Source organism: Brachybacterium nesterenkovii, assembly GCF_900163655.1.
Classification (GTDB): domain Bacteria; phylum Actinomycetota; class Actinomycetes; order Actinomycetales; family Dermabacteraceae; genus Brachybacterium; species Brachybacterium nesterenkovii.
Window position 1 is genome coordinate 13,773 of the sequence record NZ_FWFG01000030.1, and the last position, 21,037, is coordinate 34,809.

At 72.3% G+C, this 21,037-nt stretch carries 17 protein-coding genes and 5 tRNA genes; 16 read left to right on the forward strand and 6 right to left on the reverse strand.

Annotated features, from left to right (window positions below; genetic code table 11):
• The first annotated feature begins 142 nt into the window (after nucleotides 1-142).
• A complete protein-coding gene (locus FM110_RS03290; protein WP_087102644.1) occupies nucleotides 143-391 on the forward strand; it encodes a toxin HicA in 249 nt (82 codons plus the stop codon).
• A complete protein-coding gene (locus tag FM110_RS03295; RefSeq protein ID WP_087102646.1) occupies nucleotides 388-732 on the forward strand; it encodes a type II toxin-antitoxin system HicB family antitoxin in 345 nt (114 codons plus the stop codon). The genes FM110_RS03290 and FM110_RS03295 overlap by 4 nt, the downstream gene beginning before the upstream one ends.
• 102 nt (nucleotides 733-834) lie before the next feature.
• On the opposite strand, the gene treZ is transcribed toward FM110_RS03295, so the two are convergent.
• From treZ to FM110_RS03320, 5 genes are all read right to left on the reverse strand, one after another.
• The gene (treZ, locus tag FM110_RS03300; protein ID WP_087102649.1) at nucleotides 835-2,658 is read right to left on the reverse strand and encodes a malto-oligosyltrehalose trehalohydrolase; all 1,824 of its coding nucleotides are present in this window, start codon (nucleotides 2,656-2,658) and stop codon (nucleotides 835-837) included.
• Nucleotides 2,655-5,195, reverse strand: a complete 2,541-nt coding sequence (gene treY / locus FM110_RS03305; RefSeq protein WP_087102651.1) for a malto-oligosyltrehalose synthase — start codon at nucleotides 5,193-5,195, stop codon at nucleotides 2,655-2,657. The genes treZ and treY overlap by 4 nt, the downstream gene beginning before the upstream one ends.
• Before the next feature lie 87 nt (nucleotides 5,196-5,282).
• Nucleotides 5,283-7,526, reverse strand: a complete 2,244-nt coding sequence (gene glgX, locus FM110_RS03310; protein WP_087102653.1) for a glycogen debranching protein GlgX — start codon at nucleotides 7,524-7,526, stop codon at nucleotides 5,283-5,285.
• A gap of 155 nt (nucleotides 7,527-7,681) precedes the next feature.
• Nucleotides 7,682-7,753, reverse strand: a tRNA-Val gene (locus FM110_RS03315).
• A 24-nt stretch (nucleotides 7,754-7,777) separates the two neighbouring features.
• Nucleotides 7,778-7,850 (reverse strand) — tRNA-Gly (locus FM110_RS03320).
• A gap of 199 nt (nucleotides 7,851-8,049) precedes the next feature.
• On the opposite strand from FM110_RS03320, the gene FM110_RS03325 reads away from it, so the two are divergent.
• The 3 genes from FM110_RS03325 (at nucleotide 8,050) to FM110_RS03335 (ending at nucleotide 8,386) form a co-directional block, all read left to right on the forward strand.
• A tRNA-Val gene (locus FM110_RS03325) sits at nucleotides 8,050-8,121 on the forward strand.
• Between the two features lie 27 nt (nucleotides 8,122-8,148).
• Nucleotides 8,149-8,221, forward strand: a tRNA-Gly gene (locus FM110_RS03330).
• Between the two features lie 91 nt (nucleotides 8,222-8,312).
• Nucleotides 8,313-8,386, forward strand: a tRNA-Cys gene (locus FM110_RS03335).
• A gap of 89 nt (nucleotides 8,387-8,475) precedes the next feature.
• Here FM110_RS03335 and FM110_RS14240 read toward each other — a convergent pair.
• Nucleotides 8,476-9,144: a hypothetical protein gene (locus tag FM110_RS14240; protein ID WP_200810156.1), complete on the reverse strand. Its 669-nt coding sequence runs from the start codon at nucleotides 9,142-9,144 to the stop codon at nucleotides 8,476-8,478.
• A gap of 203 nt (nucleotides 9,145-9,347) precedes the next feature.
• Here FM110_RS14240 and thrS point away from each other — a divergent pair, with 203 nt between their 5' ends.
• The 11 genes from thrS to FM110_RS03395 all read left to right on the forward strand — a co-directional run bounded on the left by thrS (nucleotide 9,348) and on the right by FM110_RS03395 (nucleotide 20,996).
• Nucleotides 9,348-11,348, forward strand: coding sequence for a threonine--tRNA ligase (gene thrS, locus FM110_RS03345; protein WP_087102655.1), 2,001 nt, complete (start codon nucleotides 9,348-9,350; stop codon nucleotides 11,346-11,348).
• Nucleotides 11,349-11,368: 20 nt separating this feature from the next.
• The gene (locus FM110_RS03350) at nucleotides 11,369-11,998 is read left to right on the forward strand and encodes an HIT family protein (RefSeq protein ID WP_087102771.1); all 630 of its coding nucleotides are present in this window, start codon (nucleotides 11,369-11,371) and stop codon (nucleotides 11,996-11,998) included.
• A gap of 124 nt (nucleotides 11,999-12,122) precedes the next feature.
• Nucleotides 12,123-13,508, forward strand: coding sequence for a PrsW family intramembrane metalloprotease (locus tag FM110_RS03355; RefSeq protein ID WP_268802189.1), 1,386 nt, complete (start codon nucleotides 12,123-12,125; stop codon nucleotides 13,506-13,508).
• Nucleotides 13,509-13,641: 133 nt separating this feature from the next.
• Complete coding sequence (locus FM110_RS03360) at nucleotides 13,642-14,400, forward strand: YebC/PmpR family DNA-binding transcriptional regulator (protein ID WP_087102657.1); 759 nt, start codon at nucleotides 13,642-13,644, stop codon at nucleotides 14,398-14,400.
• Nucleotides 14,401-14,422: 22 nt separating this feature from the next.
• On the forward strand, nucleotides 14,423-15,013 hold the full coding sequence (gene ruvC / locus FM110_RS03365) for a crossover junction endodeoxyribonuclease RuvC (RefSeq protein WP_087102658.1): 591 nt from the start codon (nucleotides 14,423-14,425) through the stop codon (nucleotides 15,011-15,013).
• A 26-nt stretch (nucleotides 15,014-15,039) separates the two neighbouring features.
• On the forward strand, nucleotides 15,040-15,657 hold the full coding sequence (gene ruvA, locus FM110_RS03370) for a Holliday junction branch migration protein RuvA (protein ID WP_087102660.1): 618 nt from the start codon (nucleotides 15,040-15,042) through the stop codon (nucleotides 15,655-15,657).
• Nucleotides 15,654-16,769, forward strand: a complete 1,116-nt coding sequence (ruvB, locus tag FM110_RS03375) for a Holliday junction branch migration DNA helicase RuvB (protein WP_087102662.1) — start codon at nucleotides 15,654-15,656, stop codon at nucleotides 16,767-16,769. The genes ruvA and ruvB overlap by 4 nt, the downstream gene beginning before the upstream one ends.
• 129 nt (nucleotides 16,770-16,898) lie before the next feature.
• Nucleotides 16,899-17,357 (forward strand): preprotein translocase subunit YajC, encoded by a 459-nt coding sequence (yajC, locus tag FM110_RS03380; RefSeq protein ID WP_087102664.1) that lies wholly within the window; start codon nucleotides 16,899-16,901, stop codon nucleotides 17,355-17,357.
• A gap of 81 nt (nucleotides 17,358-17,438) precedes the next feature.
• Nucleotides 17,439-19,256, forward strand: coding sequence for a protein translocase subunit SecD (secD, locus tag FM110_RS03385; protein WP_087102667.1), 1,818 nt, complete (start codon nucleotides 17,439-17,441; stop codon nucleotides 19,254-19,256).
• Nucleotides 19,253-20,407: a protein translocase subunit SecF gene (secF, locus tag FM110_RS14720; protein WP_087102669.1), complete on the forward strand. Its 1,155-nt coding sequence runs from the start codon at nucleotides 19,253-19,255 to the stop codon at nucleotides 20,405-20,407. Before secD ends, secF begins: the two co-directional genes overlap by 4 nt.
• Nucleotides 20,408-20,423: 16 nt before the next feature.
• The gene (locus FM110_RS03395; RefSeq protein WP_087102671.1) at nucleotides 20,424-20,996 is read left to right on the forward strand and encodes an adenine phosphoribosyltransferase; all 573 of its coding nucleotides are present in this window, start codon (nucleotides 20,424-20,426) and stop codon (nucleotides 20,994-20,996) included.
• The last annotated feature ends 41 nt before the right edge of the window (nucleotides 20,997-21,037 follow it).

Consider the following 21,037-nt stretch of genomic DNA (forward strand, 5'->3'; position numbering starts at 1 on the left):
CGAGCGCGTCCGGCCCGGGGCGGACCCGTGAGGAGCCGCGGATCGCCATCGATCACCTGATTCGAGACGGCGCACGACCGATGCCGACGACAGCGTGTCGGCTGGCATTGCTGGACGGTACCGCCCGCAGTACCATGAACGCGTGCCTTATGTTGCGAAGGTCCTCGCCCAGATGCGAGCCAATCCCCGCAACATCAGCTATGCCGATGTGTTGAAGGTGTGCGAGCACTACTTCGGGCCAGCCCGGAACACCGGCGGTTCGCATGCGGTGTTCAAGACGCCATGGCCGGGCGACCCGCGGGTCAACATCCAGAACGACCACGGCAAGGCGAAGGCCTACCAGGTCAAGCAGGTCCTGCAGGCCATCGAGAAGGTGGAGGGAAACCGATGAGCACGACGGCAGTCGACCCCGCGCGCTACAGCTTCCGCGTCACCTGGTCGGAACCGGATGAGGAATTCGTGACCACGTGCGTCGAGTTCCCCTCCCTGTCCTGGCTCGATGTCACCCCCGAAGGTGCTCTTGCGGGCTTGCGGTCGGTCGTCGACGAGGTTGTGGCCGACATGCGCGAGAGGGGCGAGGACGTCCCCGAGCCCTTGTCGACCAGGCACTACTCGGGCAAGTTCCAAGTGCGCCTGGGCGAAGACCTTCATCGGCGTCTGGTCATGGAGGCTGCCGAGCAGCATGTGAGCCTGAACCAGTACGTCACGCGGAAGCTGGCTGCTGCATCCTGAGGTGAAGCGCCCTGCGCACACCTCACGACGACCGCGCCCGCGAGCGGCTGACCACGGAGCAAGACCCGGGGCGCTTCATCAAGAGCAGGGGAGCAGCCCCTGTCAGGGACAGTGGAAGACGATCGCGCCCTGCCCCCGCAGCGCCAGCGCGTCGGCATCGGCCGTCTCCGGATCCGTGTCGAAGCGTGCGAGGACCTCTGCCCCGCCCTCGTCGGGCAGCACGATCGGCCCCTCGCCCCGGTGCGCGAGCACGCGGATGCGCCCGCGGCGCAGCACGACGGTCTCCTCGGAGAGGATCTCGACGTCCACGCGGCGCAGATCCGGATCCCGGAGGTCCGCCTCGGCGCGGCGCAGGGCCAGCAGCTCGGTGTACCAGGCGAGCATGCGGGCGTGGTCGCCGTGCTCGGCCTCGGACCAGTCCAGCATCGCCGCCTCGAACGTCGCGCGGTCCTGCGGGTCCGGGATGTCGCCCGACCAGCCCATCTGCGCGAACTCCTCGGCGCGTCCGGCGCTCACGAGGGGCCCGAGCTCGTCGTCGTGATCGGTGAAGAAGGTGAACGGCGTGCTCGCCGCCCACTCCTCGCCCTGGAACAGCATCACGGTCGCGGGACCGCACAGGATCAGGGCCGCGGCGGCGGCGTGGACGCCGAGCGGCGTCGTCGCGTCCGGGCGGTCACCGACGGCCCGGTTGCCCACCTGGTCGTGGTCCTGCAGGAAGGCGACGAAGGAGTGCGCGTCGTAGCCCTCGGCGGTCGGGTCGACGGGGGAGCCCCACACCTGGCCCCGGAACGTCGAGAACGTGCCGGCGTGCTCGAACATGCGGGTGACGCAGCGCGCGAGGACCTCGGCGGAGCCGAAGTCCCCGTAGTAGCCGTCGCGCTCGCCGGTGGACCAGGCGTGCACGGCGTGGTGGATGTCGTCGGCCCACTGCATGTCCATCCCGAGCCCGCCGTCGGCGGTGGGCGTGACCATGCGGGGGTCGTTGAGGTCGGACTCCGCGATGAGCGTCAGCGGGCGTCCGAGCGCCGCGGACCAGGAGGCGACGGCGTCCGCGAGCTCGGCCAGCAGGTGGCGGTCGGAGTCGTCGCGCAGCGCGTGCACGGCGTCCAGGCGCAGGCCGTCCAGGCCCATGTCCACGAGCCAGTGCCGGGCCAGCCCCAGCAGGAACGCGCGGACCTCGGCGGAGCCGTCGGCGTCGAGGTTCACGGCCGGGCCCCATGGGGTCTCGTGGGTGTCCGTGAAGTACGGGGCGAAGGCCGACAGGTAGTTGCCCGCCGGACCCAGGTGGTTCATCACGACGTCCATGACCACCGCGAGACCGCGCTCGTGCGCCGCGGCGACGAAGCGCTCGAGCGCCGCCGGGCCCCCGTAGGCCGCGTGCGTCGCGTACAGGTCCACGCCGTCGTACCCCCAGCCCCGCTCGCCCGGGAACGCCGCGACCGGCATCAGCTCGACGGCGTCGACGCCGAGGGCGACGAGATGGTCGAGGCGGGAGATCGCGGTGTCGAGCGTGCCGGAGGCGCCGTCCGGTCCGGGGGCGAAGGTGCCCACGTGCAGCTCGTAGATCGTGCCGCCGCGCAGATCGCGCCCTGTCCAGGACGGATCGGGCGCGGGGGCGTGGACCTCGCTGTCGCCGTGGACGCCGTCGGGCTGGTGCAGCGAGCGGGGATCCGGCAGCCACGGACCGTCGGCGTCCAGACGGTAGGCGTACCGGTCCCCGGGCACGGCGCGCACCGAGGGCGCGCGGTGCCAGCCGTCGGCGCCGCGCTCCATCGTCGTGACGGTCTCGGCGCCGTCGCGGCGCACGCGCAGCTCGACGGCGGTCGCCCGGGGAGCCCAGACGGCGAGGTCGGCATGGTCGCGGGGGCCGGGATCCGTTGTGCCCGGCGCGGGCGCGACAAGCCGAGCCTCATGGGCGGCGGTCATCGGGTCTCCTCCCTCGTCAGCAGCGCCACGGGCCAGTCGGCCAGCAGCTCTCCCAGGCGGCAGGCGCCGCCGTCCACGCCGCGGCCGGTCAGCAGATCCGTCCAGCGGCCCTCGGGCAGCACGACGGTGCTCTCGTCCCAGCCGCCCCGCTGGGCCAGCGCGCAGGTCAGGCGGGAGGCCACCGCCACGACCTCGAGCGGCGCGTCGGCGGCCGCGGCGCGGCCGAAGGCGACGGCGTGGCCCGTGGTCGTGGGGACGGGGGCGTAGTGGGCGTCGCGGCCGCGGAACAGCTCCGGCCGCTCCCGCCGCAGGGTGAGCGCGCGATGGGTGAGCCACAGCTTCTCGTCGGCGATGCCGTCGGGACGGGCGCCCTCGAGCATCCGGTCCAGGCGCTCGGCGTGGGCAGCGTGGTCCACAGGGCGGCGGTTGTCCGGGTCCACGAGGGACAGGTCGATCGTCTCGTTGCCCTGGTAGACGTCGGGCACGCCCGGCATCAGCAGCTGGATCAGCTTCTGCCCCAGCACGGCGGCGCGCTGAGCGGGCAGCGTGCGGCGCGACCAGTCGTCGAGGATCCGCGCGACCTCCTCGGAGGCCAGCGCGTGCTCGGCGAGCGCGAGCACCGCCGCCTCGTAGTCCGCATCGGGGTCGGTCCAGGTGGTGTGGATCTTCGCCTCGCGGATCGCCTTGGTCAGGTACCCGACGAGGCGCTCCGTCGTGATCCGGGGCGCGGGGGAGCCGGGCATGTCCCAGGTGCCGGCGAGGATCTGCCACAGCAGCAGGGCCGTGGCGCCGTCGACACGGTCATCCCGCACCGCGAGCGTCGCCTCGCGCAGGGCCGCGACCGTCCGGGCCCACTCGGACGGCAGCTCCGTCAGCACCGCCAGGCGCGCGCGGACGTCCTCGCTGCGCTTGGTGTCGTGCGTGGACAGCGTGGTCATCGAGTCCGGGAAGGTGCGCAGCATCCGCCGGCAGTGCTCGTGGAGGTCGTCGGGGTCCACGCCGATGCGGTCCGGGTCGCCGCCCACCTCGTTGACCGCGATGAAGCGGTGGTAGCGGTAGAACGCCGTGTCCTCGAGGCCCTTGGCGTGCACGGGGCCGCAGGTCTGGGCGAAGCGCACCATGAACTCCGCCCTATCGGGCTCGGCCGTGCGGCCCGCGCTGCCGGCCTCGTCGCCGCAGGCCAGCGCTACGACCAGGTCGAGGGTCGCCTGCACATCGGGATCGTCGTCGAGGAGGAGTCGCGCCCGCTCGGCGGCCTCGACGAGCACCTCGCGCTGGGCTCCGGGGGCCTTCTCCCCGGGGACGATGTAGGCGCGGTAGCGGTCCATCGACCGCAGCAGCGCCACGATCGCGCGGGTGATGTTGCGCCGGGTGGTGTCGCGCAGGCGGATGTCGGCGGCGCAGATGCGGTGGACGAGCGCGGTCAGGCGCTCGATCTCGGCCCACAGGCTCGTGGTGATGACCGTGGCCGTCGACTCCGCCGCGATCTCGTCGAAGGGCCGCAGGTCGCCCGTGCGGTGCTGCCACAGATGCGTGAGCTCGAGGGTGCCGCGCGCGTCGTGGAACAGCCCGCCCACCCGCCACAGGGCGTCATAGCCCGTCGTGCCCGCGCAGGCGAAGTCCCCGGGCAGCTGCTCGTCGCCCTCGAGGATCTTCTCCACCACGGTCCAGGCACCGCCCGAGCCCTCGGCGAGGTCGGCCAGGTAGCCGCGCGGATCGGCCAGCCCGTCCGGGTGGTCGATGCGGAAGCCGTCGATCACGCCCTCGGCGTGCAGGGACAGCAGCAGGCGGTGGGTCGCAGCGAACACCGCGGGATCCTCGACGCGCACCGCGGCCAGGGTGTCGACGTCGAAGAAGCGCCGGTAGTTCAGCTCGTCGTCGGCGACCTTCCAGTACGCCAGGCGGTACCACTGGCGCTCCAGCAGGTCAGCGATGCCGAGGGATCCGGTGCCCTCGGCCAGCGGCAGCACGTGATCGAAGTACCGCACGACCGTCTCGTTGCGCGAGCTGCCGTCGGGCTCGGGGATCTCGATCTCGTCGAGGACGATCTGCCCCTCGGCGAGCACCTCGCCCATGGGCCTGCCGAGGACGGGCACGAGGATCGAGCGCTCCGTGTTCGCGTCGATGTCGAACCAGTCCGCATAGGCGGAGGCGGGACCGTTCTTCAGCACGTCCCACAGCTCGCGGTTGTGCCAGATCGGGGTCGGGATCGCCATGTGGTTGGGCACCACGTCGACGATCAGGCCCATGCCGTGCTCGCGGGCGACGGAGGCCAGGCGGCGCAGGCCCTTCTCGCCGCCGCACTCGGCGCTGATGCGGGCGTGATCGACGACGTCGTAGCCGTGGGTGGAGCCAGGCGCGGCCTGCAGCGCGGGGGAGCAGAACAGGTGCCCGACGCCCAGGCGGGCCAGGTAGGGGACCTGCGCGGCGGCGTCGTCGAACGTGAAACCCGCATGCAGCTGCAGGCGGTAGGTGCTGGTCGGGACCACCTGCGGTCGGCCTACCGCCGGGGTGCGGTCTGCGGTCTGCGCCGTCATGAGGCGCCCTCCTCGTCTCGTGTGGTGCGGGGCGTGCTCAGGTCACCGGGGCGGCGGCCGGACGGGCGCCGCCCCGGGAGCGGTCGGTCAGGCGCGGCCGGGCTCCGGCGCGGCCCCGTCCACCGCGGTGGCGTGCTCGGCGCGGGCGCGCGCAGGTCGGTCGACCGCGCACGCGATCGAGTCGGCCGGCGCCTCCGCGCCGGGCACCGGGGCCGACGGCTCGGTGTGCTTGCGGCCCAGGATCAGGATCGAGAACTCCGGGCGGGTGATCGTCGCGCCGGCCGGGATGCGCTCGCCGATCGCCAGGACGTCGCCCGTCCCGGTGACGACCGTCCACTCCTCGCCGTACTCGGCGGGCGGCAGCGTGAAGTCCACGCCGTTGCCGGACCCGTTGAACACGAGCAGGGCGGAATCGTCGATGACGCGCTCGCCGCGCGCGTTCGGCTCGGGGATGGCCGAGCCGTTGAGGAACACCGTCAGGCACTTGTTCAGCCCGTCGTTCCAGTCCGCGTCCTGCATCAGCTGTCCGTCCGCGCGCATCCAGGCGACGTCCGGCAGCTCGGAGACCGCTCCGTCGCGCACGACGCCCTGCAGGAAGCGGCGGCGGCGGAAGATCGGATGCGCCTTGCGCAGGGCGATCAGCTGCCGGGTGAAGTCCAGCATCTCCTGCTGGTCCTCGTCGAGCTCCCAGTGCATCCAGGCGATCTCGGAGTCCTGGCAGTAGGAGTTGTTGTTGCCGCCTTGGGTGCGGCCCATCTCGTCGCCGTGCAGGATCATCGGCACGCCCTGGGACAGCAGCAGCGTGGCCATGAAGTTCTTGGCCCGCCGCAGACGCAGGGCGTTGATCGCCTCGTCGTCCGTGGGGCCCTCGGCGCCGGAGTTCCACGAGCGGTTGTGGCTCTCGCCGTCGTTGCCGCCCTCGAGGTTCGCCTCGTTGTGGCGCTCGTTGTAGGAGACGAGGTCGCGCAGCGTGAAGCCGTCGTGGGCGGTCACGAAGTTGATCGAGGCGATCGGGGTGCGCCCCGAGTGGTGGTAGAGGTCGGAGGAGCCCGCCAGGCGCGAGGAGAACTCGGCCAGCATGCCGGGCTCGGCGCGGTGGAAGTCCCGCACCGCGTCGCGGTAGCGGCCGTTCCACTCCGACCACAGGGGCGGGAAGCCGCCCACCTGGTAGCCGCCCTCGCCCAGGTCCCAGGGCTCGGCGATCAGCTTGACCTGGGAGATGATCGGGTCCTGCTGGATGATGTCGAAGAACGCCGACAGGCGGTCAACCTCGTGCAGCTCGCGCGCGAGCGTGGACGCCAGATCGAAGCGGAAGCCGTCCACGTGCATCTCGGTGACCCAGTAGCGCAGCGAGTCCATGATCAGCTGCAGCACGTGCGGGGTGCGCATCAGCAGCGAGTTGCCGGTGCCCGTCGTGTCGTAGTAGTGCTCCTTGTCATCCTCGACCAGACGGTAGTAGGACGCGTTGTCGATCCCGCGGAAGCACAGCGTGGGGCCCATCTGGTTGCCCTCGGCGGTGTGGTTGTAGACCACGTCGAGGATCACCTCGATTCCGGCCTCGTGCAGGTTCTTGACCATCTGCTTGAACTCCTGCACCTGCTGGCCCACCTGGCCCGCGTAGGAGTACTCGTTGTGCGGTGCGAAAAAGCCGATGGTGTTGTAGCCCCAGTAGTTGCGCAGCCCCTTCTCCTGCAGGTGCCCGTCCTGGACGAACTGGTGGACCGGCATGAGCTCGACCGCGGTGACGCCCAGGGACTTCAGGTGCTCGATGATCACCGGGTGGCCCATCGCCACGTAGGTGCCGCGGATCGACTCGTCGATGCCCGGATGCGTCATCGTCAGCCCCTTGACGTGGGCCTCGTAGATGATCGTGTCGTGGTACTCGTGCGCCGGCGGATGGTCGTTGCCCCAGTCGAAGAACGGGGAGACCACGACGGAGTGCATGGTGTGCTCCGCCGAGTCCTCCTCGTTGCGCTGCGCCGGATCGGCGAAGTCGTAGCTGTAGAGGGAGGGATGGTTTGTGGCCATGCCCTCGATCGCCTTGGCGTAGGGGTCCAGCAGCAGCTTGGAGGGGTCGCAGCGATGGCCGGAGGCGGGATCGTAGGGGCCGTGCACCCGGAAGCCGTAGCGCTGGCCGGGCTGGACCGCGGGCAGGTAGACGTGCCAGACGTGCGCGTCGACCTCGGTGATGGGGACGCGCGTCTCGGAGCCGTCGGCGTCGATGAGGCACAGCTCGACCGCCTCTGCCACCTCGGAGAACAGGGCGAAGTTGGTGCCGACGCCGTCGAAGGTCGCGCCGAGGGGATAGGACTGTCCGGGCCAGATCTGCATGCGGCCAGCCTAGTGGGCGATCCGATGCTCCCTGAGCGTCCGCGGGCGGGACGAGGCGCTGCCGATCGGTCGGGCCGGGGGCCGCGACCGCCCGGGCGGGTCGTGCCCGGACATGCGGGGGCCCCGGTCCGTCGGACCGGGGCTCCTGCTCCCTGTGCGCGATACTGGGATCGAACCAGTGACCTCTTCCGTGTCAGGGAAGCGCGCTACCGCTGCGCCAATCGCGCGAGTGCCTCCCGGGGGAGGTACCGAGCGGACGACGGGACTCGAACCCGCGACCCTCACCTTGGCAAGGTGATGCTCTACCAACTGAGCCACGTCCGCATATCGGCGCTACCGACGAAGGACAACAGTACGGACCTGGAAGGCGGGGCGCAAACCGAGACGGGGGAGGGTGGCGGAGGTCACGGGGCGACAGGTCAACGGCCCGGCCCTGCCGCCCATGTCGCAGGTCACACGCTCCGCGGTGCGGGGCGCTCCGCGGATCGTGTACGCTTCTGCAGGTCCGCTCCGGCGGGCATGAGGGCGATTGGCGTAGTGGTAGCGCGCTTCCTTCACACGGAAGAGGTCACTGGTTCGATCCCAGTATCGCCCACGCAGATCCGGGATGCCGGAGATGTGTGCGGACGTGGCTCAGTTGGTAGAGCATCACCTTGCCAAGGTGAGGGTCGCGGGTTCGAGTCCCGTCGTCCGCTCCGGGAGACGGCGCCCCGAGGTTCCTCGGAGCGCCGTTGTGTGTTCCACCGCCGTCCGGCGCGGTCGCGCGTAGGATGGCGGACACCTCCTGGTGGGTTGGCCGAGAGGCGAGGCAACGGCCTGCAAAGCCGTGTACACGGGTTCGAATCCCGTACCCACCTCCACCGTGAAGGGCCCCGTGATCGCTGCTGCGATCGCGGGGCCCTTCTGCGTGCGCGGGCGGTGCGCGGCGCATCCGGCCGAGGGAACGGCCTCAGAAACCGCCCGGCCCGCCGCCACCGGGGCCGCCGAAGCCGCCGCCCGGCCCGCCGCCGAAGCCGCGACCGCCGCCGCCGAAACTGCCGCCGCCGGGTCCTCCGCCTGGGCCGCCGAAGCCCTGCCCGCCGCGCATCTGGCCCTGGCCGAGCATGCCGCCGAGCAGTCCGCCCATGCCCTGGCCGAAGCCGCCCATGCCCATCGGGCCCATCCCGCCGCCCAGCAGGCGCCGCAGGATGCCGGGCTTCCCGCCGGTGTCGAACAGCGCGTTGACCACCGCGGAGCCGAGCACGCCGATCGCCAGCCCGCCCAGCAGTGCGCCGCCCGTCCCCACCCCGGTGCCGCTCAGGGCGCTGGTGAGCGAGCCGGGCTGCATGATCTCCATGCGCGTGGCCGATCGCGCCAGGGAGGAGGCGCTGGCATCGGCCGGGGCGGCCCCCGCCTGCGCCAGGGCCTGCAGCACCTCGGCGCGCTCGCTCTCGCTCATCGCGGCGAAAGCCTCCTCGTGGGCCTTCTCGATCTGGTCGGGGGAGGCGGTGCGCAGTAGGTACTGGTACTTCTCCACCGCGTCGCGCTCGGGGTCGGCGCTGCCCGCGGCCGCAGGGTCCGTGCCGGTCCCGGCGGGGGTGAAGCCCGCGTAGCCGGGGGTGCTCGTGCTCTGGTCCATCTCGATCTCCTGTCCTGAGGGCCTGTCGGCCTCTCGATGGATCCAGAGTCGGCGCCGGGGCTGTGCCGCTGCCCGACCAGGTGCTGTGCAGCGGCTGTGCCATGGGCGCGGGTGCGCGGGTCGCGGGTCGCCGTGCCGCACTACGATGGTCGGCGGAGCCGGCATCGTGGGCCGGCTCGCCCCTACCTCCGAAGGAGACCGCAGTGGCCGAGCTCGCCATCACCCTCGACGGAAATCCCCGATCCCTCGAGGAGGGGACGACCGGCACCGACCTCTTCGAGGGGCGCAAGGAGGTGGTCGCCCTCCGCATCGACGGCGAGCTGCGGGACCTCGCGACCCGCCTCGCCGACGGGCAGGCGGTCGAGGCGGTCGAGATCTCGAGCCCCGACGGTCTCGCGATCCTCCGCCACAGCGCGGCCCACGTCCTCGCGCAGGCGGTCCAGCGCATCAACCCCGAGGCCAAGCTGGGCATCGGCCCGCCCATCACCGACGGCTTCTACTACGACTTCGACGTCGCCGAGCCGTTCACCCCCGAGGACCTCAAGGCCCTCGAGAAGGAGATGGGGCGGATCGTCCGCGAGGGCCAGGCCTTCGTGCGCCGGGAGATCAGCGATGACGACGCCCGCGCCGAGGAGGCCTCCGAGCCCTACAAGCTCGAGCTCATCGGCCTGAAGTCGAATGCCGGCGAGGCGGCCGAGGGCGCGAGCGTCGAGGTCGGCGACGGCGGGCTCACGATGTACGACAACGTCCGCCGCGGCGGCGAGGTCGCCTGGACCGACCTGTGCCGCGGCCCGCACCTGCCCTCCACCAAGCTGATCGGCAACGGCTTCGCCCTGACCCGCTCGGCCGCCGCCTACTGGCGCGGCAGCGAGAAGAACCCGATGCTGCAGCGCGTCTACGGCACGGCGTGGCCCTCCAAGGAGGAGCTCAAGGCCTACCAGGAGCGCATCGCCGAGGCCGAGCGGCGCGACCACCGCCGCCTGGGCAGCGAGCTCGACCTGTTCTCCTTCCCCGACGAGATCGGCTCGGGCCTGGCGGTGTTCCACCCCAAGGGCGCGATGATCCGCATGGAGATGGAGGACTACTCCCGCAAGCGCCATGTTGAGACCGGCTACTCCTTCGTCAACACGCCGCACATCACCAAGGGGCAGCTGTTCGAGACCTCCGGGCACCTCGACTGGTACCGCGAGGGCATGTACCCGCCCATGCACATGGACGAGGAGCGCGACGCCGAGGGCAACGTCACCAAGCAGGGCCAGGACTACTACCTCAAGCCCATGAACTGCCCGATGCACAACCTGATCTTCCGCTCGCGCGGGCGCTCCTACCGCGAGCTGCCGCTGCGGCTGTTCGAGTTCGGCACCGTGTACCGCAACGAGAAGTCCGGCGTGGTCCACGGCCTCACCCGCGCCCGCGGCTTCACGCAGGACGATGCGCACATCTACTGCACCCGCGAGCAGATGCGCGACGAGCTCACGAACCTGCTCACCTTCGTCCTGGACCTGCTCAAGGACTACGGCCTCGACGACTTCTACCTCGAGCTGTCCACCCGCAACCCCGAGAAGTCCGTGGGCGACGACGCGACGTGGGAGGAGGCGACCGAGACGCTGCGCGAGGTCGCGACCGCCTCGGGCCTCGAGCTCGTCCCGGATCCGGGCGGCGCCGCGTTCTACGGCCCCAAGATCTCGGTGCAGGCGCGCGACGCGATCGGCCGCACCTGGCAGATGTCGACCATCCAGCTCGACTTCAACCTGCCCGAGCGCTTCGACCTCGAGTACACGGCGGCCGACGGCACCCGCCAGCGCCCCGTGATGATCCACCGCGCCCTGTTCGGCTCGATCGAGCGCTTCTTCGGCGTGCTCCTCGAGCACTACGCGGGAGCCTTCCCGGTGTGGCTGGCCCCCGTGCAGGCGGTCGGCATCCCCGTGGCCTCGGAGTACGTGCCCTATCTCGAAGACGTCGCCGCGAAGCTCCGCGCCCGCGGCGTGCGCATCGAGATCGACGACTCCGATGACCGCATGCCCAAGAAGATCCGCAACCACACCAAGGCCAAGGTCCCCTTCCAGCTCATCGCCGGCGGGGAGGACATGGACAAGGGCGCGGTCTCCTTCCGCATGCGCGACGGCAGCCAGGACAACGGGATCCCCGTGGACGAGGCGGTCGAGCGCATCGTCGCGGCGATCCGGGACAAGGTGCAGGTGTGACCGACCGCGAGGGCACGACGATGAGCGCCGCGGACGGCGGCCCGGACGGCGGTGCCGAGGGCACCGCGGCAGCGGGACCGGGGAAGGACGTGCGGGTCGAGGACTCCGCGGCCTTCCCCGGCGAGCCCGACGCCCTGGACCGCCTCTGGACCCCGCACCGCATGGTGTACATCCAGGGCGAGGGCAAGCCCGACGACCCCGCCGACGCCGAGCAGTGCCCGTTCTGCGCGGGGCCGGGCAGGTCCGACGAGGACGCGCTCATCGTCCACCGCGGCACCAGCGCCTTCGTGATCCTGAACCTGTTCCCCTACAACAGCGGCCACCTGCTCGTCTGCCCGTACCGCCACGTCGCCGACTACACCGAGCTCACCGAGCAGGAGGTCCTCGAGGTCGCGGAGCTGACGCGGACGGCGATGCGGGTGGTGCGCGCCGTCTCGAAGCCCGCAGGCTTCAACCTGGGCATGAACCAGGGCGAGGTGGCGGGGGCCGGGATCGCCGCCCATCTGCATCAGCACGTGGTCCCGCGCTGGCAGGGGGACGCGAACTTCCTGCCGATCGTGGCGCGGACGAAGGCGCTGCCGATCCTGCTGGCGGACACGCGGCGCATGTTCGCCGAGGCGTGGCCCGACGGCGAGGCGGCGGACGGCTGATGCGAGAGCCCGGGCCGGACGCGGCCGATGCTGTCCCGCGCCCGCGCCCGTCCAGCACAATGGACCCGTCCAGCACCATGGGCGCAGACCGCACACCGGGCAGCGACCGCGCGCAGGAGGCGATGTGAAGAATCCGGCACCCCCGATCCCGCCCGCTCCCGGGCGCGCTCCGGCGCGACCCGCCCCGCCGCGCGGCGACGGCTACGGCTACGACGTCGCGCGCTCCGATCCGCGGGCGCCGGGACGGCTCGGGGAGGCCGACGGCACCGGTCCCGTGCGGCCCACGCGCCCGTGGGTGCGCCGCCTCATCTGGTCGATCGCGTTCACGGCGCTCGCGCTCATCGCGGTCGGCGTCTGGTTCCTCGCGATCCGCCCCATGGGCCTGGGGACATCGCTGGTCGCCTTCACGGCCGCGCTGGTGCCGGTCGCGATCGTGCTCTCGGCCGTGTGGTGGCTCGATCGCTACACGCCCCAGCCGCGGGTCACGCTCGTCTTCGCCTTCGCGTGGGGCGCCGCGATGTCCGTCGCCCTCGCGCTCCTGGTGGGCAGCATCGCCGAGTTCGCGATCTCGGCGATCGGGGCCGAGGAGGACTCCGCCCAGTTCCTCGGCGCCGTCGTGCAGGCGCCCGTCGTCGAGGAGTCCATGAAGTCCGCCGGGCTGCTCGTGCTGCTGATCTTCGGGCGCCGCTTCATCTCCGGCCCCCTCGACGGCGTGGTCTACGCGATCCTCATCGCCGGCGGCTTCGCCTTCACCGAGAACATCCTCTACTTCGGCAGCGCCTTCCTCGAGTCCCAGGCCGCGGGGGAGGTCGACGCCTTCTGGCAGACCTTCCTGCTGCGCGGCATCATGTCGCCCTTCGCCCACGCCAGCTTCACCTCGCTCGCGGGGATCGGGATCGGGCTCGCCGCCGAGCGCCGCTCGCTGCTGCTGTACGCGGGCCTCGGGCTGGGAGGGCTGTCGCTGGGCATGTGCCTCCACGCCCTGTGGAACGGTGCGACGTTCTTCCTCGACGTCGACCCAGAGAACCCGCTGCGCTCCTTCCTCGAGTACTACGCGTACGTCCAGCTCCCGATCTTCCTCGTCCTCGCGGGGATCCTGCTGTGGCTGCGCCTGCGCGAGCGCTCGATCATCCGCCGTCAGCTCAGCTCGTACGGGCGCGCCGGCTGGTTCACGCCCGACGAGGTGAGGATGCTGCTGTCGATGCGCCGCCGCCGCCGCGCCGAGGCCTGGACGGCCCGCTCCGGCGCCAACGCGCGGCGCGCGATGCGCGACCTCATCCGCGCCTCCGTGCAGCTGGCCATGGACCGCAACTCGGTCATGTGCTCCCGCTCGACCGAGCGCACGCGCCGCGCCGAGCGCGAGCTCCTCGAGCGCATCACGTCCGACCGGCGGCTCATCGGCGCGCTCACCCGGCCCGTCGCCCGGCGCGCGTCCTCTGGGGGTGCCGAGCGCCCCGTCGCGCCCGCGCATGATCCCGCCGCCGTCGAGGCCGTCGGGGCCCGCGCCTGACGCCCCGGCCCTCCCGGTCCGGGGGAGGGGCCGTGCGCTCGTACAATGGAGCGACGCGCAGCGTGCCCGAACGGATCCCCCTCGGGTCCCGGACGGGCGCCCCGGCGCCGCCAGCCATCACCGAAGGAGAGTCATGTCGGGTCATTCCAAGTGGGCGACGACCAAGCACAAGAAGGCCGCGATCGATGCCAAGCGCGGCAAGCTGTTCGCCAAGCTGATCAAGAACATCGAGGTCGCGGCGCGCACCGGCGGCGCCGACCCCGCGGGCAACCCGACGCTCTTCGACGCCATCCAGAAGGCCAAGAAGACCTCGGTCCCCAACGACAATATCGAGCGCGCGGTCAAGCGCGGCGGCGGCCAGGAGGCCGGCGGCGCCGACTACCAGACGCTCATGTACGAGGGCTACGCGCCCGGCGGCGTGGCCGTCCTCGTCGAGTGCCTCACCGACAACAAGAACCGTGCGGTCTCCGAGGTCCGCGTGGCGTTCAGCCGCAACGGCGGCAACATGGCCGACTCCGGCTCGGTGTCCTACATGTTCCACCGCAAGGGCGTCGTGACCCTGCCCCAGGGCGAGCACACCGAGGACGAGCTGCTCGAGGTGGTCCTCGACGCGGGCGCCGAGGAGATCTCCGACGAGGGCGAGACCTTCGAGATCATCTCCGAGGCCAGCGACGTCGTGGCCGTCCGCACCGCCCTGCAGGACGCCGGCATCGACTACGACAGCGCCGAGGCGCAGTTCGTGCCGACGATGCGCACCGCCGTGGACCTCGAGGGCGCGCAGAAGGTGTTCCGCCTCATCGACGCGCTCGAGGACAGCGACGACGTCCAGAACGTCTACACGAACATCGAGATCCCCGAGGACGTCGCCGCCCAGCTCGAGGCCGAGGACTGATCCCGCGGGCGGGGGAGCGGTCGTGACGCTGCGCGTCCTGGGGGTCGACCCCGGTCTCACCCGCTGCGGCATCGGCGTCCTCGACGCCGGTGCCGGGCGCGGCGCGACCCTCGTGGACGTGGGCGTCATCCGCTCGAGCTCCGACGATGCGATCGACCAGCGCCTGCTCGCCCTCTCGCGCGGGCTGCGCGAGGTCATCGAGCTGCACGCGCCCGACGTCGTCGCGATCGAGCGCGTCTTCGCGCAGAACAACACCCCGACGGTGATGGGCACCGCCCAGGTCTCCGGGATCGCGATCTTGCTGGCGGCCGAGCGGGGCATCCCGATTGCCATGCACACCCCCAGCGAGGTGAAGGCGGCGGTGACGGGGAACGGCAGTGCGGACAAGAAGCAGATCCAGACGATGCTCGTGCGCCTGCTGGGACTGTCCGCCCCGCCCAAGCCGGCCGATGCGGCCGACGCCCTCGCGATCGCGCTCACCCAGCTGTGGCGCGGCCCCGGCCCGGTGCGCACCGACGCCTCCGGCGGCGCCCGCACGAGCGCCCAGGCCGTGTGGGCGCAGGCGGAGCGCTCGGCGCGCCGCGCCCGGGAGACCTCCACCTCCCGCTTCTGATCGAACACCCGTTCTAGAGTGGTCCCGTGATCTCGACACTGACCGGGCGCGTCGCCGCCCTCTCCCTCGATGCCCTCGTCCTCGACGTCGGCGGCGTCGGCTTCGCCGTGCGCACCACGCCCCAGGCCCTCGCCGAGGCGCGGCACGGCCAGGAGCTCACGATGCACACTGAGCTCGTGGTCCGCGAGGACTCCCTGACGCTCTACGGCTTCCCGCGCCCGGAGGAGACGGAGATCTTCCGCATCGTGCAGTCGGTCTCAGGCATCGGCCCGCGCATCGCCCTCGCGGTGCTGGCGGTGCTGTCGCCGGACGACCTGCGCCGCGCGGTCGCGGCAGGGGACACGAAGGCGATCACGCGCACTCCCGGGATCGGCCCCAAGGTGGCCCAGCGCATGGTGCTCGAGCTCAAGGACCGCATCGGCGCCCCGAGCGGCGAGGCCTCCGCCGACGGCGATGCCGCCCCCGCCCTCGCGGCCGACGCCCCGGCGACGGGCCCCGAGGGGGATGTCGTGCAGGCGCTCATCGGCCTGGGGTGGCCCGAGAAGGCGGCGGCCGACGCGGTCGCGAAGGCCGCGGGCGACGGTGCGAGCGACGCCGGAGCGCTTCTGCGCGAGGCGCTGCGCCGCCTCGGAGGCTCCCGGTGAGCCCGGCGCCCGGCACGGGCGCCTTCGAGTCCGGCCTCTCGGCGAGCACGGGGACCGGCGAGGCGGGCGAGCGGGCGGGGGAGCGCGGCGTCACGAGCGCCGAGTCCAGCGCCCTCGAGCGGGCCGCCGAGGCCGCCCTGCGGCCGCGCCGCCTCGCGGAGTTCGTCGGGCAGCAGGTGGTGCGCGAGCAGCTCTCGCTCGTGCTCGACGCCGCCGCCGCCCGCGGCCGGGCGCCCGAGCACATGCTGCTGTCGGGCCCGCCGGGGCTCGGTAAGACGACGCTCGCGATGATCATCGCGGCCGAGCTGAACGCCCCGCTGCGCATCACCTCGGGCCCCGCGGTCCAGCACGCGGGCGATCTCGCGGCGATCCTCTCCTCCCTCGAGGAGGGCGAGGTGCTGTTCATCGACGAGATCCACCGCCTCGCGCGCCCGGCCGAGGAGATGCTCTACATGGCGATGGAAGACTTCCGGGTCGACGTCGTCGTCGGCAAGGGGGTGGGCGCCACCTCGATCCCGCTCGAGCTGCCGCCGTTCACCGCGGTCGGGGCGACCACCCGCGCCGGGCTCCTGCCCTCGCCGCTGCGCGACCGCTTCGGCTTCACCGGCCACCTCGATTACTACCGCCCCGCCGAGCTCGAGACCGTCATCACGCGCTCGGCCGCCCGGCTCGAGGTCGAGATCGACGCGGAGGCCGCCGCGGAGATCGCGGGACGCTGCCGCGGGACCCCGCGCATCGCCAACCGCCTCCTGCGGCGCGTGCGCGACTGGTCCCAGGTGCGCGGCTCCGGGCGCATCGACCTCGAGGCCGCGCATGCGGCCCTGGCCGTCTACGAGGTCGACGAGCGCGGGCTCGACCGGCTCGACCGCGCCGTGCTGCGCGCCCTGTGCGAGCGCTTCGCCGGCGGACCGGTCGGCCTGGGGACCCTCGCCGTCGCCGTGGGGGAGGAGACCGAGACCGTCGAGACGATGGTCGAGCCCTTCCTCGTGCGCGAGGGCCTCATCTCCCGGACGCCGCGCGGTCGGATCGCGACGCCCGCCACCTGGGCGCACGTCGGCCTCGCGGCGCCCTCGCCCGGAGCCGGGACGACTCCGCCGCTCGGCCGCTTCTGAGGCGCACCGGGCGCACGAGGGGCTCATCACGTGCCCGGCCCCGGGGCTCGATCCCGTTCAGGGGCCTCCGGCTAGGATGGCCCGGTCACCCGCGCGCCCTCGGCGCGTGCCGCTGTCGAAAGGCTCCCCATGGATCCCATGCTCATGCTCCTCGTCGTCTTCGCCGTCATGATGATCCCGATGTTCATGATGTCGAGCCGGCAGCGAAAGGTGCAGAAGCAGAAGCAGGAGATGCTCCGGCAGCTCGGCGTGGGCGACGAGGTCCGCACGCACTCGGGCTTCTACGGCCTGATCGTCGAGGAGTACGACGACACCGTGGTCCTCGAGGCCGAGGACGGCTCGCAGCTCAAGTGGGCCCGCGCCGCGATCGCCATGAAGGTCGACCCGGCCGACGGCGTCCCCGTCGTCGGCGAGGACCCCGCCTCCGCGGACGCGGGGACGGCGGAGGACGCCGAGAGCCGCTATGACGCCGACCTCGCCGCCGAGGAGCCCTCTGCCGACTTCGACCAGGAGACCTCCTCCGCGGCGGAAAGCTCGTACGAGTCCTACGACGCCGACCGCGCCCCGCGCGACAGCGACCGCCTCTGATGCACCCCCGGCGGGCCCGTCCGCGTGCCCGCCGCGCCTGACAGCCCGCGCCACCGACCCGTCAAGGACCCCGTCGCCGCCATGCCCGCACGCAGATTCGCTCTGGCCGCGCTGGCCGTCATCCTCCTGATCCTCGGAGGAGGCGTCGGCGCCGGCATCGCCCGCGGCGGCTGGCAGGCCACGCCGAAGCTCGCCCTCGACCTCGAGGGCGGCACCCAGGTGATCCTCACCGCCTCGTCGCTCGACGGCCGCCCGATCGACGCCGCCACCATGGAGCAGGCGCGGCAGATCATGTCCGACCGCGTGAACGCGATCGGCGTGGCCGAGACCGAGATCAGCATCCAGGGCGGGAAGAACATCGTCGTCGACGTCCCCGGGCGCCTCGACGAGAAGACCTCGGAGGCGCTGCGGCGCACCGCGGCCATGTCCTTCCGGCCCGTGCTCGCCGTCGGCGACGGCACCGCGGGCGCCTCGGACGCCGGCGGCGCATCCGACGCCGTGCCGCCCAGCACCACGGCCTCCGTGAGCCCGGCCGACGGCGCGGCCGGCGGAGCCTCGGATGCCGGTGGTGCCTCGGATGCGGGTGGCGCCTCGGATGCGGGCGGAGCCTCCGACGCCGGGGGAGCGACCGACGGCGGCGTCCCCGCCTGGTCGCCCGAGCAGCTGACCCCTGCGGCGCAGACCATCTTCACCGAGTCCACCTGCGCGGACCCGCGTGCCCTGGCCGAGCAGGCCGAGACGGCCGCCCCGACGGACCTCGTGGTGCTGTGCGACGAGGCCGGGACCACGAAGTACCTCCTGGGCCCGCAGTCGCTCGAGGGCGCCGGCGTCGCCGATGCCAAGGTGGCCCCCGCGACCAACAGCCAGGGCCAGGCCACCGGCGGCTACGTGGTCAACATGACCTTCACCTCCGACGCCGCCTCGAAGTTCGGCGCCCTCACCACGGCGCTCTACAACGGCGAGGGCGCGACGGGGCAGTTCGCGATGGTGCTCGACGGCACCGTCATCTCCGCCCCGCAGGTGCAGGCGCCCACGTCCTCGTCCGCGTCGATCGAGGGCGACTTCACCCAGGAGAGCGCCCAGCTCCTGGCCGATCAGCTCCGCTTCGGCGCCCTGCCGCTGAAGTTCACGGTGCAGTCCGAGCAGCAGATCTCCGCGACGCTCGGCTCCGACCAGCTCGAGAAGGGCCTGCTCGCCGGTCTCATCGGCCTGCTGCTCGTGGTCCTCTACGCGATCGCCCAGTACCGCGTGCTCGCCGCCGTCACCACCGCGAGCCTCGCCGTCATGGGGGCCCTCGCGTACGGCGTCATCACCGTCATGTCGAACATGCCGGAGATCGGCTACCGCCTGTCGCTGGCGGGCGTCGCCGGCCTCATCGTCGCGATCGGCTTCACCGCGGACTCGTTCATCGTCTACTTCGAGCGCGTGCGCGACGAGATCCGCGACGGCCGCGGGATCGTCAGCGCCGTCGACCACGGCTGGCAGCGCGCCTCGCGCACCATCATCGCCTCCGACACCGTCAACATCATCGCCGCGGTGGTCCTCTACGTGCTGTCGACCGGCGGCGTGCGCGGCTTCGCCTTCACGCTCGGCCTGACCACCCTGCTGGACCTCCTGGTCGTCTTCCTGTTCACGCATCCGATCCTCCAGGTCCTCGCGCGCACGCGCTTCTTCGGCAAGGGGCACCCGCTCAGCGGGCTCGACCCCAACGCGCTGGGGCGCGACCTGCCCGCCTACGCCGGGCGCGGCCGCGTCCGCGACAGCGCCTCCCGGCGCCGCCGCGACGCGGAGGAGGAGCCCTTCGAGTCGCTCGCCGAGCGCAAGGCCCGCCGGGCCCGCGAGGAGGCCGAGGCGCGCTCCGCCTCGGCGACCACCACCGATGAGGAGGGCACGAAGTGACCGCCGCCTTCTCCCGCTTCGGCAACGACCTGCACACCGGGCGCCGCGAGTTCCCGATCGTCCGCCGTCGCCGCCTCTGGTACCTGCTGAGCGCCGCCGTCCTGGTGCTCCTGGCGACGATCGCGCTCGTCCGCGGCCCGAACCTGGGCATCGAGTTCACCGGCGGCTCGGAGTTCCAGATCTCCGGCCTCGCCTCGGCCGATCAGTCCACGGCCCGCGATGTGGTCCGCGAGCATGTGCCGGACAACGAGCCCAAGATCACCGCCGTCGGGTCGGACGGGCTGCGCGTCCAGACCGAGCAGCTCTCCAGCGAGGAGACCGGCGCCCTGGCCGAGGACCTCGCGAGCGCCTACTCCGTGCCCGCCGCCAACGTGTCGAGCTCGTTCATCGGCCCGACCTGGGGCGGCGACGTCACCTTCACGGCCCTGCGCGCCGTCGTCGTCTTCCTCGTGCTGGTCGGCGGCGTCATGGCGCTGTACTTCCGCAACGTGAAGGCGTCGGTCGCGGCGATGCTCGCGCTGCTGCACGACATGCTGCTGACCGCCGCGGTGTACGTCGCCGTCGGCTTCGAGATCACGCCCGCCACCGTCATCGGCTTCCTGACCATCCTGGGCTACTCGATCTACGACACCGTCGTGGTCTTCGACAAGGTCCGCGAGAACACGGAGGACCTCGCCTCCAGCCCGCTGACCTTTGAGGGCAATGTCGAGCGCGCCGTGAACCAGACCCTGGTCCGCTCGATCAACACCTCGGTCGTCGCGCTGCTGCCCGTCGGGTCGATCCTCGTCATCGGAGCCTTCCTGCTGGGCGCCGGCACCCTCAAGGACATCTCGCTGTCCCTGTTCGTCGGCATCCTCGCCGGCACGTACTCCTCGATCTTCCTCGCTCCCGGCTTCCTCACGGATCTGCGCCGCGGCGAGCGGGCGATCCAGGAGCACGACGCCGAGGTCGCCGGTCGCGCCCCCGTCGAGGCGCCTGCTGCGGGCCCCGCCCAGTCCGACGAGGCCGACGCCGCCGATGACGCTCCCGAGCCCGCCGTCCTCAGCGCCTCCGGCGCCCGCGCGCACGACGCCGCTCCCACCGACCGGGACGACGGCGCCGCCGCCGTCCGCCACCAGCCGCGGCGCACCACGCGCCGTCGGCGCCGCTGAGACACCAGGAAGCCCCATGCACACCGACCGCCTCTCCGATCCCGCCCAGGTCCCCTCCGCCGCGGAGATCCACGAGCTCATGACCGGCCGCATCGCCGAGTTCCCGGACTTCCCGGAGCCCGGCGTCCTGTTCCGGGACATCACGCCGCTGCTGGCCGACGGCCCGGCGATGCGCAAGGTCATCGCGCACTGGTGCTCGCTGCTGCCCGCGGACCTCGACGTGATCGTCGGCACCGAGGCCCGGGGCTTCGTCCTCGGCGCCCCGCTCGCCTACGAGCTCGGGATCGGCTTCGTGCCGGTGCGCAAGGCGGGCAAGCTCCCCGGCTTCCCGCGCTCGGTCACCTACTCGCTGGAGTACGGCACGGCGACCGTCGAGATCGCCCAGGGCGCCATCGCCCCCGGCCAGCGCGTCGTGATCGTCGACGACCTGCTCGCCACCGGCGGCACCGCGCAGGCCACGGCCGAGCTCGTCCGCGACTTCGAGGCCGAGCTGCTGGGCGCCTCCTTCCTCATCGAGCTCGAGGGCCTGGGCGGGCGGGACAAGCTCGCTGACCTCCCCGTCTCCGCGCTCTGGTCCATCCCGAACTGACGAGCGCGCCGTGCGGCCCGCCGTCGGCGCGCGCCCGGCGC

Excerpts from the sequence above, each read along its gene's own strand:
- secD (WP_087102667.1), top strand. The coding sequence starts at position 17,439 with ATGCCCGCACGCAGATTCGCTCTGGCCGCGCTGGCCGTCATCCTCCTG.
- FM110_RS03295 (WP_087102646.1), top strand. The coding sequence starts at position 388 with ATGAGCACGACGGCAGTCGACCCCGCGCGCTACAGCTTCCGCGTCACC.
- FM110_RS03350 (WP_087102771.1), top strand. The coding sequence starts at position 11,369 with ATGAGCGCCGCGGACGGCGGCCCGGACGGCGGTGCCGAGGGCACCGCG.
- yajC (WP_087102664.1), top strand. The coding sequence starts at position 16,899 with ATGGATCCCATGCTCATGCTCCTCGTCGTCTTCGCCGTCATGATGATC.
- glgX (WP_087102653.1), bottom strand. The coding sequence starts at position 7,526 with ATGCAGATCTGGCCCGGACAGTCCTATCCCCTCGGCGCGACCTTCGAC.
- FM110_RS03360 (WP_087102657.1), top strand. The coding sequence starts at position 13,642 with ATGTCGGGTCATTCCAAGTGGGCGACGACCAAGCACAAGAAGGCCGCG.
- FM110_RS03395 (WP_087102671.1), top strand. The coding sequence starts at position 20,424 with ATGCACACCGACCGCCTCTCCGATCCCGCCCAGGTCCCCTCCGCCGCG.
- FM110_RS14240 (WP_200810156.1), bottom strand. The coding sequence starts at position 9,144 with ATGGACCAGAGCACGAGCACCCCCGGCTACGCGGGCTTCACCCCCGCC.
- treY (WP_087102651.1), bottom strand. The coding sequence starts at position 5,195 with ATGACGGCGCAGACCGCAGACCGCACCCCGGCGGTAGGCCGACCGCAG.
- treZ (WP_087102649.1), bottom strand. The coding sequence starts at position 2,658 with ATGACCGCCGCCCATGAGGCTCGGCTTGTCGCGCCCGCGCCGGGCACA.